This window comes from Azotobacter bryophylli (assembly GCF_042643485.1).
Lineage (GTDB): Bacteria > Pseudomonadota > Gammaproteobacteria > Pseudomonadales > Pseudomonadaceae > Azotobacter > Azotobacter bryophylli.
Genome location: NZ_JBHRSJ010000001.1, coordinates 157,438 through 173,844, shown reverse-complemented (window position 1 = coordinate 173,844; position 16,407 = coordinate 157,438). Strand labels below are relative to the sequence as shown.

Below are 16,407 nucleotides of genomic sequence, written 5' to 3'. Positions count from 1 at the left end.
GGTGCGAAAGGTTAATCGTCGAGGCGCTCTTCGAGCTGACGGACCTCGGAGGAGAGTTTGTCGAGAAACTGCATGCGCCGTACCAGGCGCTCGGCCTCTCCACGCCGTGCCGGATCTTCCCAGCAATCGGCGAAGCCGTCGTTCAGCCGGTCCTGAGCCTGTTTCAGTCGCTTCTTGAAAGCGCCCACCCCGCTCAGATCGGCGCTCTCCTGCAGATCCTGCAATTCTTCGCGCAACTCCATCTGCTGCATGAGGAAGGCCGGGTCCTGCACCGTCGTCTCGAGCGGCAACTCGTGCCCCCGCAGGGTCAGCAGATAGCGCGCGCGCTGCGAGGCGCTCCTCAAGGTCTGGTAGGCGTCGTTGAGCTGGGCAGCTCTTTCCAGGGCCACCCGCCGATCGTGCTCCGACGCATCGGCGAAGCGATCCGGATGGGTCTGCCGCGCCAGTTCCCGATAGCGTGCCGACAGTTCGTTCAGATCCAGACGAAAACCCGGCTGCAGGTCGAAAAGGGCGAAATAGCACGGCTTAGCCACGATGCGACCTCAGACGTTGAAGCTCTCGCCGCAGCCGCATTCGCCACGCACGTTCGGGTTGTTGAACTTGAAGCCCTCGTTGAGTCCCTCGCGGACGAAGTCCAGTTCGGTGCCATCCAGATAGACCAGGCTCTTGGGGTCGACGATGACCTTCACGCCGTGATTCTCGAATACCTGATCCTCGGCAGCCGCCTCGTCGACGAACTCCAGGACATAAGCCAGACCCGAGCAGCCGGTGGTGCGCACGCCCAGGCGAATACCCAGGCCCTTGCCACGCCCTTCGAGGGAGCGGCACACATGCTTGGCAGCGGCTTCGGTCATCGTGATGGCCATGGGAACTCCTTAGTCGGCAGAGCGGGTCAGAGCAGACCCTTCTTTTGCTTGTAGTCGCGAACGGCAGCCTTGATGGCGTCTTCGGCGAGCACCGAGCAGTGGATCTTCACCGGCGGCAAGGCCAGCTCTTCGGCGAGCTGGGTGTTCTTGATGGTTTCCGCCTCGTCGAGAGTCTTGCCCTTCATCCACTCGGTGGCCAGGGAGCTGGAAGCGATAGCCGAACCGCAACCGTAGGTCTTGAACTTGGCGTCCTCGATGATGCCCTGCTCGTTGACCTTGATCTGCAGGCGCATCACGTCGCCGCAGGCCGGCGCACCGACCATGCCAGTGCCGACGTCAGGGTCCTCGGCGTCGAGCTTGCCGACATTGCGCGGGTTTTCGTAATGGTCGATGACCTTGTCACTGTATGCCATGGTGCGATACCTCGTTGATCTCGGATGCTGCGGGAGCCTGTCAGTGGGCCTGCCATTCGACCTTGGAAAGGTCGACGCCCTCTTTGTACATATCCCACAGGGGCGAAAGCTCGCGCAGTTTGTTGACCGCCTCGCAGACTTTGCTCGCGGCGTAATCGACCTCTTCCTCGGTGGTGAAGCGGCCGAAGGTGAAACGGATCGAGCTGTGCGCCAGCTCGTCGTTACGTCCCAGGGCACGCAGCACGTAGGAAGGCTCCAGCGAGGCCGAGGTACAGGCCGAACCGGAGGAAACCGCCAAGTCCTTGAGGGCCATGATCAGCGACTCGCCCTCGACGTAGTTGAAGCTCAGATTCAGGTTGTGCGGCACCCGAGCCGTGGGGCTACCGTTCAGGTAGACCTCCTCGAGACCGCAGACCTGCTCGTAGAAACGCCTGCTCAGGCCGGCGATGCGCTTGTTCTCCGCCGCCATCTCTTCCTTGGCGATGCGGAAGGCTTCGCCCATGCCGACGATCTGATGGGTCGCCAGGGTGCCCGAGCGCATGCCGCGCTCGTGACCGCCGCCGTGCATCTGGGCTTCCAGACGCACCCGCGGCTTACGCCGGACGTAGAGCGCGCCGATGCCCTTGGGCCCGTAGGTCTTGTGCGCGGAGAAGGACATCAGGTCGACCTTCATCTTTTCCAGGTCGATATCCACCTTGCCGGTCGACTGGGCCGCGTCCACGTGGAACAGCACGCCACGGACACGGGTCAGCTCGCCGATGGCGGCGATGTCGTTGACGGTGCCGATCTCGTTGTTCACGTGCATCACCGACACCAGGATGGTGTCGTCGCGCAGCGCGGCTTCGACCATCGCCGGGGTGATCAAACCGTCTTCGCCGGGCTCCAGATAGGTGACCTCGAAACCTTCGCGCTCGAGCTGGCGGGTGGTATCCAGAACCGCCTTGTGCTCGATTTTGGAAGTGACGATGTGCTTGCCTTTGCTCGCATAGAAGTGTGCGACGCCCTTGATCGCCAGGTTGTCCGACTCGGTGGCGCCGGAAGTCCAGACGATTTCCCGGGGATCGGCATTGACCAGATCCGCCACCTGACGCCGGGCGTTCTCCACCGCCTCCTCGGCCCGCCAGCCGAACACATGGGAGCGCGAGGCCGGGTTCCCGAAGTTGCCGTCCATGGTCAGGCATTCGCACATCTTCTGCGCCACTCGCGGATCGGCCGGCGTGGTAGCGGAGTAATCAAGGTAAATCGGCAACTTCATGGGACTCTCCTATCAGGCAAGCGCCCTGCTCATTCGATGACGGACGCTTCAATCTTTTCCGCATGTGGCGTCCGGCATTGGCCACCGCGATGGTGGCTGTCCTGGCGCTGCGAAAGCTCCTGGACCTCATGCCGGGCGACGAGATCGGCCAGGCTGATGCCACTGAGAAAATCGTGAATCTGGCGACTGAGGTCGCACCAGAGATGATGGGTCAGGCAGACGTCGCCCTGATGGCAGTCGCCTTCGCCTTGGCAGCGGGTCGCATCGACCGATTCGTTGACCGCGTCGATCACCTGGGCGACCTGGATGCCCTGCATGTCGCGGGACAGCTGATATCCACCCCCGGGACCGCGGACGCTGATCACCAGACTATTGCGCCGCAGCTTGGCGAACAGCTGTTCCAAGTAGGACAGAGAAATGCCCTGGCGTTCGGAGATGTCGGCCAGGGAGACAGGCCCATGCTGGGCATGCAGTGCCAAGTCGAGCATGGCAGTGACGGCGTAACGCCCCTTGGTTGTCAGTCGCATGGCAGGTACCAGGTGGTCGCTGAGCGGATTTGCGTCAAGCATGCCATTTCCGAGTATTTAGGTCAACTATAAGACCCATCGATTTACTCAGATTTCCCTGAGCCAGCGCCTGCCATGTTAGCAAACCGACAAAAGCTCACGCATTACACCATCGGCTTGCCGCTTTCGTCCTTCACGCCGGCGAAATCCTCTTCGCGCAGAGCCGGCAGCTCCTTCGCGCAGTAATCGCTGCCGAGCGCCTTGAGCGCTTCGCACATGCCTTCGAGGCGATTGTCCACAGCCTGCAGGTGATCGAGCAACTGGCCGATGGCGTGCGCCACCGGATCCGGCATCTCCTGGCCAAGGCCATAGGCATCGAAACCGAACTTCTCGGCGATCGCCTGGCGCTTGGCCTGCTGCTCGGCATCGGGCTTGACGATGACCCGCCCCGGAATGCCGACCGCGGTGGCGCCAGCCGGAACCTCCCGGGTGACCACCGCATTGGAGCCGATCTTGGCCCCGGCACCGACGGTGAACGGACCGAGGATCTTGGCGCCGGCACCGACGATCACGCCATCTTCCAAGGTCGGATGGCGCTTGCCCTTATTCCAACTGGTGCCGCCCAAGGTCACGCCGTGGTAGAGGGTGACGTCGTCGCCGATCTCGGCAGTCTCGCCGATGACGACCCCCATGCCGTGGTCGATGAAAAAGCGCCGACCGATCCTCGCCCCCGGATGGATCTCTATGCCGGTCAACCAGCGACTGACGTGCGATACCAGGCGCGCCAGCAGCTTCCAGTCGGCGCACCACAGCCAGTGGGCGACCCGGTGCAGCCAGACGGCATGCAGTCCCGGATAGCAGATCAGCACCTCGAGGGTATTACGTGCCGCCGGATCGCGATGGAATATGCTCTGGATGTCTTCCCGCATGCGCTCGAACATCAGTGTTCTCCCCGCTTGTGCGACTCGCCGCGTGCAGTCTTCTGGGTTTCGGTCAGAATGCCCCGCAGGATGTTCATTTCCAGCTTGCTGATGCCGCAGCGTCCATACAGGCGACGCAGCCGCGACATCAGGTGCCGCGGCTTCTGCGGATCGAGGAAGCCGATCTCCACCAGAGTGCTTTCCAGGTGCCCGTAGAACAACTCCATCTCATCCATGGTGGCCGGCTGCGCATTGAGCATGGCAGTTGTCTCGAGCTTCTCCTGCTTGGTCGGCAGTCCCTGAGCCGCCAACCAGGCCATGCGCACCTCGTAGGCGAGCACCTGGACCGCGGTGGCCAGATTGAGCGAGGAGAAGTCCGGATTGGAAGGAATGTGCACATGGAACTGGCAACGCTGGAGCTCCTCATTGGTCAGCCCAGCGTACTCACGACCGAACACCAGCGCTACCTCGCCACCCTGCCCCGCCTGCTCCAGGCAGGTCGTCGCACACTCACGGGGATCCAGCAGTGGCCAGGGGATGCGCCGGTCCCGGGCACTGGTGCCAAGGACAAGGCTGCAGCCGACCAGCGCCTCCTCCAAAGTCTTCACCACCTGCGCGCTGTCCAGGATATCGGTGGCGCCGGAGGCACGGGCGACCGCTTCACCACTGGGAAAGTCCAGGGGATCGACCAGCACCAGGCGTGAAAGGCCCATGTTTTTCATGGCCCGTGCAGCCCCCCCGATGTTGCCGGGATGACTGGTATTGACCAGCACCACGCGAATGTTCTGCAGCAATGCCCGCTCTCACGCAACGTTCAAAAGGGAGCAAATCTTACAGAACCACCTCGTGCAACGCACGCCCGTACATACGGATCGCTTTCTGATAGAATGGCCGGCTTTCTTTGACTGACCAGGTGAACGCCATGCAGCCCATGCTGAACATCGCGCTGCGCGCAGCTCGCAGCGCAGGGGAACTGATTTATCGCTCCATCGAGCGCTTGGACGTCATCTCGGTCAACGAGAAGGATGCCAAGGACTACGTGACGGAGGTCGATCGCGCCGCCGAGCAGACGATCATCAATGCCCTGCGCAAGGCCTACCCGAACCACGGCTTCCTCGGCGAGGAAGGCGGACAGAAGGAAGGCAGCGGCGATGGCGCCGATTACCAGTGGATCATCGACCCGCTGGACGGCACGACCAACTTCGTGCGCGGCGTACCGCACTTCGCCGTGAGCATCGCCTGCAAATACCGCGGCCGCCTCGAACATGCCGTGGTTCTGGACCCCGTGCGCCAGGAGGAGTTCACCGCCAGCCGCGGCCACGGCGCGGCGCTCAACGGTCGTCGCCTGCGCGTCAGCCCGCGCAAGAGTTTGGAAGGCGCCCTTCTCGGGACCGGTTTCCCGTTCCGCAACGAGCAGACCGACTACCTCGACAACTATCTGGGCATGTTCCGCAGTCTGGTCGGCCCGACCGCCGGCATCCGTCGCTGCGGCGCCGCGAGCCTGGACCTGGCCTATGTCGCCGCCGGTCGTTATGACGCCTTCTGGGAATTCGGCCTGTCCGAATGGGACATGGCTGCCGGCGCCCTGCTGATCCAGGAAGCGGGCGGCCTGGTGAGCGATTTCACCGGCGGTCACGAATTCCTCGAGAAAGGCCATATCGTGGCCGGCAACACCAAGTGCTTCAAGGCCGTCCTGACCGCCATCCAGCCGTACCTGCCGCCGTCGATGAAGCGCTGATCGACCTGGCTCTAGCGTTTCTCCTGGAAAGCCGCTCCCACACTGAGCGGCTTTTTCTTTGCTCCTTCTCTTCCGCCCCACTCGGTGCTGCACTGCGGCCTACTCCCCTGGATGCAGTCCACCCCCATGAGCACAGCCACGTGCGCCTGACCATGGTGCAGCTACCGTCCCACAACACGCCGCAGCTCGACTGGGCGCGCAACAAGACAGCCCGGCGCCTTCAACCGGTACCGCCCATTCATGCTTTCCAAGTCGCCGCCAGGGCCATCCTCCGCACCGCGACTGATACCCCGCGCGAGCCCTGACTCGGCCGCGCCACCATCGAGGCCATCCTCGGCACCATCTGCGGCCCGGCCTACTCGACCGGATAATGGCCAGAAGGGCTTACGGCGCCCAGATGGGAGAGCCTGAAACAATGCCGAACCGCCGGGACAATCTGTACAAGCCGGTGGATGGCCTGCATCGCACCGCGAGGCGATTCATCGAGCGCGCACTGGACAGTACCCCGGGCTTGAGCTCGGAGAGGGTCGGCCAGTTGCTGACGGCCGCCGCTGTCTCCGTAGCGATCATGCTGGTTGCACTGCGGAATGAAGCAGGCCCCAGCCCTGCGGGAGCAGGACAGGGGCCCTCGTTCGACTCGATGGCGTTGAAAACGGGAAACTGCTAGCGCGAGGCCGTCTCTTGCGCAGCACCGGCGAGCACCAACTGACCGTCGCGAACTGGAATCCGCGAGCCCGGCTGACGATCCATGCGCACCTGACCGACCTTTTCACCCAAGCGATACTCGACGTCGTAACCGACCACCTTCTCGCTGGTGTCGGTCACGGTATCGCAGCGGGTTTCGGTGCTGGTGTAGGTATTACGCTGCTGCATGCCTTCCTGCACCTTGTTGCCGGCATAACCGCCAGCCGCCGCGCCAGCGACCGTGGCGATCGTCCTGCCGCTGCCGTGCCCGATCTGATTACCCAGCAGGCCGCCGGCCAATGCGCCGATCACGGTACCGGTGACCTGATGCTGATCCCTGACCGGGCGCCGATGGGTCACGGTGACGTCCTTGCAGACTTCGCGCGGGGTGTTGATCGTTTCCTTGACCGGCTTGACGGCCAGGACATCGGCATATTCCGGCCCCTTGTCGACCATCTTGTAGGTGGCGAAGGCCCCCCCTGCCGTAACGCCCACCGCCCCCAGCACAGCGCCTACGATCATTGACTTGTTCATAGCTTCTCCTGCCTCGACACGCCCCACCCTCGCGAGGGCGGGTGCCTGGCAGTTGGACTGCCGTTCCGCTTGGCAGTTCCGCTTCGCTTGCCGTCAGGGGCGCTGATCGGCCTCGGTTTCGACGACTGGCGGAATGAGATCTTCACGGGTCAGCTTCAGCCAGATCAACGTGATGTTGGCGATGTAGACCGAGGAATAGGTTCCGGCCATCACCCCGATGAACAGCGCCAGGGAGAAGCCCCAGAGCGGCTCGCCGCCGAACAGCATTAGCGCGAGGATCGCCAGCAGGGTGGAGATGGAGGTCGCCATGGTCCGCAACAGTGTTTGGCTCGTCGAGATGTTGATGTTCTCGATCAAGCCAGTCTTGCGCAGCAGGCGGAGATTCTCGCGGATACGGTCGAAGACCACGATGGTGTCGTTCAGCGAATAGCCGATGATCGCCAGGACCGCAGCCAGGACCGTGAGATCGAACGGCAGCTGGAAGAAGGAGAACACGCCGAGGGTGAGAATGACGTCGTGGAACAGGGAGAGAACGGCCCCCAGGCCGAACTTCCACTGAAAGCGGAACGCCACGTAGACCAGGATGCCGCCCAGAGCCAGCAGCATGCCAAGACCGCCCTGATCACGCAGCTCCTCGCCTACCGCAGGACCGACGTACTCGACGCGCTTGACGATCACCGGATTGTCGCCACCGGCCTGCCGCAGAGCCTCCGCCACCTTGCTGCCGAGCTGCGGGTCCTCGCCCTGCAGGCGCACCAGCACATCGGTGGTGGCGCCGAAACTCTGCACCAGGGCATCGCCATAGCCGGCCTTCTCCAGTTGGCCGCGCACCGATGACAGCTCGACGGGCTGCTGGTAGCTCAGCTCGATCAGGGCACCACCGGTGAAGTCTAGCCCCAGGTTCAAGCCCTTGACCGCTAGGCTGGCGAGGGAGGCCAGCGTCAGGAGCAGAGTCACGGCAAACGCCGCATGGCGGATGCCCATGAAATTGATAACACGCTTCATCGTGCCGAGCCTCTCAAATCCAGAGTTTCTTGATATCGCGGCCACCGAAGATCAGGTTGACCATGCCGCGGGTCACGATAATGGCGGTGAACATGGAGGTGACGATGCCCAGGGACATGGTCACGGCGAAGCCCTTGATCGGTCCGGTCCCCATGACGAACAGGATGCCACCCACCAACAGCGTGGTCAGGTTGCCATCGAGAATCGCCGAGAAGGCGCGATCGAAGCCTTCGTGGATGGCACGCTGGATCGACATACCATTGCCGATTTCTTCGCGGATACGCGAGTAGATCAGCACGTTGGCGTCGACCGCCATGCCCATGGTCAGCACGATACCGGCGATGCCCGGCAGCGTCAGGGTCGCACCGAGCAGCGACATCAGCGCCACCAGCAGGACCATGTTGAACGCCAGCGCCACCGTGGCCAGCAGACCGAAGAACTTGTAGATGGCCACCATGAAGAGGGAGACGAAGAGGAAACCCCACAGCGAGGCATCGATGCCCAGCTGGATGTTCTCCGCTCCCAGGCTCGGTCCGAGGGTGCGCTCCTCGGCGAAGTACATGGGCGCCGCCAGACCACCGGCGCGCAGCAGCAGCGCCAGCTCGGAAGACTCGCCCTGGCCGTTCAAGCCGGTGATACGGAACTGGCTGCCGAGCGGCGACTGGATGGTCGCCAGGCTGATGATCTTCTTCTCTTCGCGGAAGGTCTCGACGGGCACTTCCTTCTCGACGCCGTCGACCATCTGCTTCACGTAGCGGGTCACCGGCTTCTGCTCGATGAACACAACGGCCATGCTGCGGCCCACGTTGTTGCGGGTGGCCCGGTTCATCAGCTCGCCGCCGTGGCCGTCCAGGCGGATGTTCACCTGCGGCCGGCCGTTCTCGTCATAGCTGGCCTGGGCATCGGTCACCTGGTCACCGGTGATGATCAGGCTGCGCTCCAGCGGCACGGCCGGGCGCCCCGCTTCCCGGAACTCGAAGGCCTCGGTCATGGAGCGCGGCGCGTCGGGCTCGGCGGCCAGACGGAATTCCAGGTTGGCGGTCTTGCCGAGAATCCGCTTGGCTTCGGCGGTATCCTGCACGCCCGGTAGCTCGACCACGATGCGGTTGGCGCCCTGGCGCTGCACCAGCGGCTCGGACACGCCCAGCTCGTTGACCCGGTTACGCACCGTGGTCAGGTTCTGCTTGATCGAGTATTCGCGGATTTCCGCCAGCTTGGCCTCGGTCAGTGCCAGTCGCAGCACCTGCATGCCGTTGCGTTCGCTACGGGTCAGCTGGAAATCGTTGAAGCTCTTTCGGATCAGGCCCTGAGCCTGCTCCAGCAATGCCGGGTCGGTGAAGCCGAGCTGAATGCCCCCCTCGGCCTGCGGCAGGCTGCGATAACGCACGCCCTCCTTGCGCAGCAGGCTTTTCACCTCGCTCTCGTAGACCTTCAGACGGGCGTCCAGCGCCTTCTCCATATCCACTTCGAGGAGGAAGTGCACGCCGCCGGAGAGATCCAGACCGAGTTTCATCGGGCTGGCCCCCAGCGCACGCAGCCAGGGAGGAGTGGTCGGCGCCAGGTTCAGCGCGACCACGTACTCGTCGCCGAGCGCCTTGCGTACCACATCCTTAGCCGGCAGCTGGTCTTCCTGCCTGGTCAGCCGCAGCAGGCCGCCCTTGCCTTCCGCCGAGAGACTGGATGCCTTGACCGCGATGCCGGCCTCGGCCAGCGCCTTGCCGACCCTGTCCAGGTCGGCCTGTCCGACCTGCAAGGCCGTGCTCGCTCCGCTGATTTGAATGGCCGGATCGTCCGGATAGAGGTTGGGCGCGGAATAAATGAAGCCGACCGCCAGCACAGCCAGGATCAGCAGATATTTCCACAGAGGGTATTTGTTGAGCATGACGCCGCCCGCTTATGACGCGGGGCGCCTTGCGCGCCCCGTGAATGATGGAAGGAGTGCGAGGCTCAGATGGCCTTCAGCGTGCCCTTGGGCAGAGTGGCGGCGATTGCGCCCTTCTGGATCTTCAGCTCGACGGTGTTGGAAACTTCCAGCACGACGAAGTCGTCGGACACCTTGCTCACCTTGCCGGCGATACCGCCGGTGGTCACCACTTCATCGCCCTTCTGCAGGCTACCGAGCAGATTCTTGTGCTCCTTGGCACGCTTGGCCTGGGGACGCCAGATCATCAGGTAGAAGATGACCACGAAACCGACCAGGAAGATCCACTCGAAACCGGTGCCGGCGGGACCAGCAGCCGGAGCGGCGGCGTCAGCGTAGGCAGCAGGGATCAGAAAGCTCATGTAGCACTCCAGTCAAAAGGACTCAAAAAAGAAACGATTCAGCCCAACGGCGGGGTCGGCAGGCCACGCCGAGCATAAAAGGCATCGACAAAGACGGCCAATGTACCCTGTTGAATAGCCTCGCGCAAACCAGCCATCAAGCGCTGGTAATGCCGCAGGTTATGGATCGTATTCAACATGCTGCCCAGCATTTCGCCACATTTGTCCAAGTGGTGAAGATATGCGCGGGAGAAGTGTGTGCAGGTATAACAGTCGCAGGTCGGATCGAGCGGCGACTCGTCATTCTTGTGTACCGAGTTGCGAATCTTCAGCACACCGGTGTCCACGAACAGATGGCCGTTGCGGGCATTGCGGGTCGGCATCACGCAATCGAACATGTCGATGCCCCGACGGACGCCTTCGACCAGGTCCTCCGGCTTGCCGACGCCCATCAGGTAGCGCGGCTTGTCGGCCGGCATCTGCGGCGGCAGAAAATCCAGTACGCGGATCATTTCTTCCTTGGGCTCGCCCACCGACAGCCCGCCGATGGCCAGACCGTCGAAGCCGATTTCATTGAGTCCCTCCAGCGAGCGCAGGCGCAGGTTTTCGTGCATGCCGCCCTGGACGATGCCGAACAGCGCTGCCGGATTGCCCTCATGGGCGATCTTGGAACGCTTGGCCCAGCGCAGCGACAGCTCCATGGAGCGTCGCGCCACCTCCTCGTCGGCCGGATAAGGCGTGCATTCGTCGAAGATCATCACGATGTCCGACCCCAGATCGCGCTGGACCTGCATCGACTCTTCCGGCCCCATGAACACCTTGGCACCGTCCACTGGGGAGGCGAAGGTGACCCCCTCCTCCTTGATCTTGCGCAGCGCACCCAAGCTGAACACCTGGAAACCGCCGGAATCGGTGAGGATCGGCCCCTTCCAGTGCATGAAATCATGCAGATCGCCATGCCGCCTGATCACCTCGGTGCCGGGACGCAGCCAGAGGTGGAAGGTGTTGCCGAGAATGATCTGCGCGCCGATCCCCTCGATGTCACGCGGCAGCATGCCCTTCACCGTACCGTAGGTGCCCACCGGCATGAACGCCGGGGTCTCGACCACGCCGCGGGGGAAGGTCAGGCGCCCACGACGGGCCTTGCCGTCGGTCGCCAGCAGTTCGAAGGACATGTGACTCATGCGTGCTCCTCGGGGCCACGCGGCGCCGGATTGCGGGTGATGAACATGGCATCACCGTAACTGAAGAAACGGTAGCCCTGCTCCACCGCCACGGCGTAGGCGGCCATGGTCTCCGGGTAACCGGCGAAGGCCGACACCAGCATCAGGAGGGTGGATTCGGGCAAGTGGAAGTTGGTCACCAGGGCATCGACCACATGGAACGGGCGGCCCGGGTAGATGAAGATATCGGTATCGCCGCTGAACGGCTTGAGCACGCCATCGCGTGCCGCGCTTTCAAGGGAGCGCACGCTGGTGGTGCCGACTGCGATCACCCGCCCGCCGCGGGCACGACAGGCAGCGACGGCGTCGGCTACATCCTGGCCGACCTCCAGCCATTCGCGGTGCATGTGATGATCCTCGATCCGCTCGACGCGCACCGGCTGGAAGGTACCCGCCCCCACGTGCAAGGTCACGAAGGCGGTCTCCACACCCTTGGCGCGGATCGCCTCCAGCAACGCCTCATCGAAATGCAGACCGGCAGTGGGCGCTGCCACCGCACCCGCACGCTGCGCATAAACCGTCTGGTAGCGCTCGCGATCGGCAGCCTCGTCCGGACGATCTATATAAGGAGGCAGCGGCATGTGCCCGCTACGCTCGAGCAGTGGCAGAACGGGCTCGCTGAAGCGCAGCTCGAACAGAGCATCGTGACGGGCCAGCATTTCGGCTTCGCCCCCACCCTCGACGAAAATCTTCGAGCCCGGCTTGGGCGATTTGCTGGAACGCACGTGGGCGAGCACCCGCTCGCTGTCCAGCACCCGCTCGACCAAAATCTCCAGCTTGCCACCGCTGGCTTTCTGGCCGAACAGGCGTGCAGGGATCACGCGGGTGTTGTTGAACACCATCAGATCGCCCGGCTCGAGGTACTCGAGCAGATCCCCGAAACGCCGGTGCTCCAGGGCCCCGGTCGGCCCGTCGAGCACCAGCAGGCGACTCGCTCGGCGCTCAGGAAGAGGATGACGAGCGATCAGAGACTCGGGAAGATCGAAATGGAAATCGACGACGCGCATGGTGAGAGGTCAGCTTTTCGGGGCGCAAAGCTTACCGGAAAGCATCTCAACTGACCACGCAACCTGATTGACCAAGCGCATCCGCCTCCCTATACTGCGCCGCCATCGTGCCTCGGTGGCGGAATCGGTAGACGCGGCGGATTCAAAATCCGTTTCTGGCGACAGAGTGAGAGTTCGAGTCTCTCCCGGGGCACCATACAATCTTTTCGGGACTTCCCAACCAAGCCCGAAACCCACGAAGAACCGGCCTTAGAGCCGTTTTTTTGTTGCCTGCGATTCCTAATTGGCGCTCGATTAGCCAAGAAAGAAGTCCCGGAACAGGCCCAAACAGATGCCGCAGGCCTTGCAGCGGCTCAGCTAAAGCTGGCGCCAGACGAGCTCGCGATAGACCTAGAGCTCCAGCTGCTGGCAAACCCGGACGCGTGAAGCGATTACGTAAGCCCTGACCTACAAAAGATCGAGAGCTTTCCAATTTCCTTGGGGCGGCCATCTGGGTACAGTGGATCCCACAAAGACGTCGAAGGAACGACGCAGGCTGACCAAGGATGGCGGCCAAGGGAAAGTCGCAGGATAAGCGGCGGCTCGTCAGGATGATGAGCACAAGGACGGAAGGAAAAATCAACGGCGAGGCTAACCCCTCGCCGTTCTTGTTTGTGCCGAGAAAGGTGCCTCAGTAGCGCCCGGGAACAGACCAATCCCTTGGATGGTTGGCTACATGCCCGCCACCTGTGGGTACGCCCCTCTCCCCTTTCCTAAAAATCCGCGCTTTAACCTTTTGCCGACGCCTCATCAGTGCAGATCCAGGAACCATCGTGCTCAACGTTGCGCCAAGTCATAATTGCCGCCTCATCGCCGTGATGTCATCGAGACATCAATGAGCCTGTTCGCAATCCAGAAATCAGGCCATCAAAAAATAGCAGTACTTGGAGCAGCGTCTTGAACACGGAAGCAGTAGTTCGAATGGGGTTGGGGCTCGTCTTACCAGTGATTGCATGGCTGATCTGCGGAGCAATCGATCAGCATTGTTGGAAAAACAGACCATTCACTCCAGCAACGACAGACAGCACCCATTGGCGTCGCCTGCATGAATGGATTGTGATGCATCCCGCTTCCGTGATTCTCGGCTCCTGGTGCGTCTTCCTCGTCCTTTACATCCTGATTTGCTGACTGCACCTGAGAACAAACTGAACAAGCGCCGCTATTACACTACGGCTCTAGTAAAAGCGTGGATGTCTGCTCTGACGATGACCACTGGCGAGGATTGGGACTTAAGTGATTGCAGGTCTCTGCGAAAGCCAAACATGGGAAGCGGATTCGGGCCCGCTAAAGGATCCCAGTCTTGCCTACGAAAACATCCCCTATCTCTTCTTCCTCGGGAATTTCATCGGTAACGATAACCCGTGCATGAGCGCTGAGCTCATCTTCCATACGCAATCCGAAGTAGCGCGTATCGTTGGCATCCCAAAATGCTTCCACCTGCTCCATGGTCGCATTCTCAAGCAGTATCTCGGCCCGATTCTCCAGGATGATTGAATAACGTCGTTCGGTGTTCATTAAGGGCGCTCGAAACTGCGGAATAAGAGGAAGAGGTTGATCGATTGCCGAAAGGCAGCGTCATTATGCCGCTTCGCTAGTTTCCCACCTTGACCGCCTATCGATTCGGACGGAGTTGTAGACATGCGGTAGCAGAGTCATGGCGCAATATCTCGCTAATGCAGTGACCGCCAGACAGCATTAAGAACCAAGAGAGCGGGAGCGGCCAACAAACCCCATATGGACGCTCCATAAAGAAGTGCCGAGCAATCCTGTTTTGCCACCCCTTTCAGACGACAAAGCCGATATTGGCATAGGAAAAAGCGCTCGCACAGAATGGCATTCGCTTATTCCCAGGCAAGGCCTTCCGATCATGCGGGTATTGCCGGCAGTATCACCATCAGCGCACTGATGACTATCAGCAGAAGCCCAAGCTTTTCCCGTTGCGAAACCTGCTCCTTGAGCCAGTGCTGCGATAGCAACAAGGTGAAGAACACTTCGACCTGACCCAGGGTCTTCACCAGGCCTACGTCCTCCAGATTGACGGCGGTGAACCAGCATAGCGAAGCAATGGAACTGGAGAGACTGATACGAAATACCAGAGAGGGACGCCTCCACAGTTTCACCAAAGTCTGTCGATCACGCAGAGCCAGCCAACCGGATAGCGCTACAACCTGAATGCTGATGGTCCAGACCAGAGCCCACGCGGCGGTATGCATGAACGACAGCGAAAACTGGTGGCAGGCATCGCGCACCCAGAGGGTGGTCAGGGCAAAACACAAACCGCTGCCCAAACCCAGCAGCAGAGTCGAGATATCCAGCGAACCGGGCTCGCTGCGCCCTTTCATCAGCCAGACCGCTCCCGAGCCGAGCACTATGCCCAACCAGCCAATCGGGCCGAGCGCGGCTCCGAAAAAGATCGAACCCAGTACCGCCGCCAGCAACGCCTCACTCTTGGCCAAACCGACGCCGGCGGCGTAACTCCGGCGCTGGAACAGCAGCACCATCAGGGTAGTGGCCAGGATCTGGGCGAAGGCGGCGGCGGTTACGGCGAAGACGAAACGTCCACTGAACTGCGGCAGTTCCTCCGGCTCGGCGACGTACAGCAGCCCCAGGTAGATCACGGCCAGCGGCAGAGCCCAGATGAAACGCGCCAGGGTCACGCCCAACGCATTCACCTCTCGGCTGAGTTGTTTCTGCTGGGCATTGCGCAGCGCTTGGGTAAAGGCGGCGAACAGGGTGAAGGGAATCCAGAGCATAAATAGACCAGCGCCCAAAAATGGCACAAGTTCAGGCTCTTTCAGTGGGACGTCAAGCTCTACTCAGTCGAACAGATCAGGGCAGGGACTGGTCGTCCGACTCCGGGCAGGCGATCCACCCAGGCCCGAACAAAGGCTATGACCTCGAAAGGACCACTATAGACGCACCAAAGCAGTGCAATCATCGCCTCATAGATAAGCATGTCTATGATAGGATTCATCACTCACCATACCGTAGTTGGTCGCGACTTCGCCCATCGGGACAAGCGACTTCAGGGAAAGGAAGATCCACCATGGACCATGACGAGCAAGCAGTACAACTCTCACAAAAAAGCAGCGCTCGTGAGCACACAAAGCCATGCCAGACCAGCCCGCATCGCACTCACTGTCAGGATTGCAGCCTCGCCGCCTTATGCCTTCCGAGCTTCGATGACAACGGGACCGCAACAAAGATCGTCAAACGGAGCAGGCCGTTCAAGAGAGGCGAATATCTCTATCGACAGGGCGACGAATTCAGTTGCGTGTTCGCCGTATGCTCCGGCGCATTGAAGACCTTCGGCCTGAGCGATAACGGCGAGGAGCTGATCACCGGCTTTCACCTGCCCAGCGAACTGGTGGGACTTTCAGGCATGGGCTGCAACATCTATCCGGTTTCGGCGCTGGCACTGGAAGAAACTCTGGTCTGCAGAATTCCCTTGAAGCAACTGGACGAGCAGCCCCTGCAGCTCCCCCATCTGCGTCGCCGGCTGATGAGATGCATGAGCCGCGAATTGCGCGACAACCAGCAGATGAGATTGCTGTTGTCGAAAAAGAACGCGGACGAACGCATTGCCGCCTTTCTGATCGACCTTTCCGCACGCTTTCGCAGTCGCGACCTGCCTGCCAACCAGTTCCGCCTGCCCATGTCGCGCAACGAGATCGGCAGTTACCTCGGCCTGGCCGTGGAAACGGTATCGCGCGTTTTCACCCGTTTTCAGCAAATGAGGCTTATCGCCTCGGAAGGCAAGGAAGTGCACATCCTCGCCCCCCTCGAACTGAGCACCCTGGCCGGCTGGCATCTGGAAGGCAGCCCGATATGAACCGACAGGGCAATACGCTCGCCCCTATGTAACTACCCATTCACAGGCCACCTCGGGCACCGAGCGTCGGTGAATGACTGCCCCCTTCGGGCAGTCTGGCGAGACACCCCCATGCGTCCAACG

At 61.6% G+C, this 16,407-nt stretch carries 17 protein-coding genes and 1 tRNA gene; 3 read left to right on the top strand and 15 right to left on the bottom strand.

Features of this window, described 5'->3' with window-relative positions; all coding sequences use genetic code 11:
- Positions 1-11: 11 nt before the first annotated feature.
- From hscB to trmJ, 7 genes are all read right to left on the bottom strand, one after another.
- Positions 12-533: a co-chaperone HscB gene (gene hscB / locus ACFOJE_RS00870; protein WP_377812333.1), complete on the bottom strand. Its 522-nt coding sequence runs from the start codon at positions 531-533 to the stop codon at positions 12-14.
- A gap of 9 nt (positions 534-542) precedes the next feature.
- Positions 543-866, bottom strand: a complete 324-nt coding sequence (gene iscA / locus ACFOJE_RS00865) for an iron-sulfur cluster assembly protein IscA (RefSeq protein WP_377812332.1) — start codon at positions 864-866, stop codon at positions 543-545.
- 26 nt (positions 867-892) lie between these two features.
- The gene (gene iscU / locus ACFOJE_RS00860) at positions 893-1,279 is read right to left on the bottom strand and encodes a Fe-S cluster assembly scaffold IscU (RefSeq protein ID WP_377812331.1); all 387 of its coding nucleotides are present in this window, start codon (positions 1,277-1,279) and stop codon (positions 893-895) included.
- A 40-nt stretch (positions 1,280-1,319) separates the two neighbouring features.
- Positions 1,320-2,534, bottom strand: coding sequence for an IscS subfamily cysteine desulfurase (locus ACFOJE_RS00855; protein ID WP_377812330.1), 1,215 nt, complete (start codon positions 2,532-2,534; stop codon positions 1,320-1,322).
- Between the two features lie 29 nt (positions 2,535-2,563).
- Entirely contained in the window at positions 2,564-3,061 is a 498-nt protein-coding gene (iscR, locus tag ACFOJE_RS00850; protein ID WP_377812329.1) for a Fe-S cluster assembly transcriptional regulator IscR, read from the bottom strand.
- A gap of 143 nt (positions 3,062-3,204) precedes the next feature.
- Complete coding sequence (gene cysE, locus ACFOJE_RS00845) at positions 3,205-3,981, bottom strand: serine O-acetyltransferase (RefSeq protein WP_377812328.1); 777 nt, start codon at positions 3,979-3,981, stop codon at positions 3,205-3,207.
- Positions 3,981-4,754, bottom strand: a complete 774-nt coding sequence (gene trmJ / locus ACFOJE_RS00840; RefSeq protein WP_377812327.1) for a tRNA (cytosine(32)/uridine(32)-2'-O)-methyltransferase TrmJ — start codon at positions 4,752-4,754, stop codon at positions 3,981-3,983. Before trmJ ends, cysE begins: the two co-directional genes overlap by 1 nt.
- Positions 4,755-4,882: 128 nt before the next feature.
- On the opposite strand from trmJ, the gene suhB reads away from it, so the two are divergent.
- A complete protein-coding gene (suhB, locus tag ACFOJE_RS00835) occupies positions 4,883-5,698 on the top strand; it encodes a type III secretion system regulator SuhB (RefSeq protein ID WP_377812326.1) in 816 nt (271 codons plus the stop codon).
- Positions 5,699-6,361: 663 nt separating this feature from the next.
- Here the strand turns inward: suhB and ACFOJE_RS00830 are convergent.
- The 6 genes from ACFOJE_RS00830 to queA all read right to left on the bottom strand — a co-directional run bounded on the left by ACFOJE_RS00830 (position 6,362) and on the right by queA (position 12,413).
- Positions 6,362-6,916 carry a glycine zipper 2TM domain-containing protein gene (locus ACFOJE_RS00830; RefSeq protein WP_377812325.1) on the bottom strand — a complete coding sequence of 185 codons (555 nt, stop codon included), beginning with the start codon at positions 6,914-6,916 and terminating at the stop codon, positions 6,362-6,364.
- 93 nt (positions 6,917-7,009) lie between these two features.
- Positions 7,010-7,921, bottom strand: a complete 912-nt coding sequence (secF, locus tag ACFOJE_RS00825) for a protein translocase subunit SecF (protein WP_377812324.1) — start codon at positions 7,919-7,921, stop codon at positions 7,010-7,012.
- 13 nt (positions 7,922-7,934) lie between these two features.
- On the bottom strand, positions 7,935-9,803 hold the full coding sequence (secD, locus tag ACFOJE_RS00820) for a protein translocase subunit SecD (protein WP_377812323.1): 1,869 nt from the start codon (positions 9,801-9,803) through the stop codon (positions 7,935-7,937).
- Between the two features lie 65 nt (positions 9,804-9,868).
- Positions 9,869-10,204: a preprotein translocase subunit YajC gene (gene yajC, locus ACFOJE_RS00815; RefSeq protein WP_377812322.1), complete on the bottom strand. Its 336-nt coding sequence runs from the start codon at positions 10,202-10,204 to the stop codon at positions 9,869-9,871.
- A 38-nt stretch (positions 10,205-10,242) separates the two neighbouring features.
- Positions 10,243-11,358, bottom strand: coding sequence for a tRNA guanosine(34) transglycosylase Tgt (tgt, locus tag ACFOJE_RS00810; RefSeq protein ID WP_377812634.1), 1,116 nt, complete (start codon positions 11,356-11,358; stop codon positions 10,243-10,245).
- A 5-nt stretch (positions 11,359-11,363) separates the two neighbouring features.
- Positions 11,364-12,413 (bottom strand): tRNA preQ1(34) S-adenosylmethionine ribosyltransferase-isomerase QueA, encoded by a 1,050-nt coding sequence (gene queA, locus ACFOJE_RS00805; RefSeq protein WP_377812321.1) that lies wholly within the window; start codon positions 12,411-12,413, stop codon positions 11,364-11,366.
- 109 nt (positions 12,414-12,522) lie between these two features.
- Between queA and ACFOJE_RS00800 the strand changes: the two genes are divergently transcribed.
- Positions 12,523-12,609 (top strand) — tRNA-Leu (locus ACFOJE_RS00800).
- A gap of 1,127 nt (positions 12,610-13,736) precedes the next feature.
- Here the strand turns inward: ACFOJE_RS00800 and ACFOJE_RS00795 are convergent.
- Together ACFOJE_RS00795 and ACFOJE_RS00790 are read right to left on the bottom strand one after the other, a co-directional pair.
- Positions 13,737-13,967 carry a hypothetical protein gene (locus ACFOJE_RS00795; RefSeq protein ID WP_377812320.1) on the bottom strand — a complete coding sequence of 77 codons (231 nt, stop codon included), beginning with the start codon at positions 13,965-13,967 and terminating at the stop codon, positions 13,737-13,739.
- Positions 13,968-14,317: 350 nt separating this feature from the next.
- Positions 14,318-15,205, bottom strand: coding sequence for an EamA family transporter (locus ACFOJE_RS00790; RefSeq protein WP_377812319.1), 888 nt, complete (start codon positions 15,203-15,205; stop codon positions 14,318-14,320).
- A gap of 293 nt (positions 15,206-15,498) precedes the next feature.
- Here ACFOJE_RS00790 and fnr point away from each other — a divergent pair, with 293 nt between their 5' ends.
- Positions 15,499-16,284 (top strand): fumarate/nitrate reduction transcriptional regulator Fnr, encoded by a 786-nt coding sequence (gene fnr / locus ACFOJE_RS00785; protein ID WP_377812318.1) that lies wholly within the window; start codon positions 15,499-15,501, stop codon positions 16,282-16,284.
- Positions 16,285-16,407: the final 123 nt, after the last annotated feature.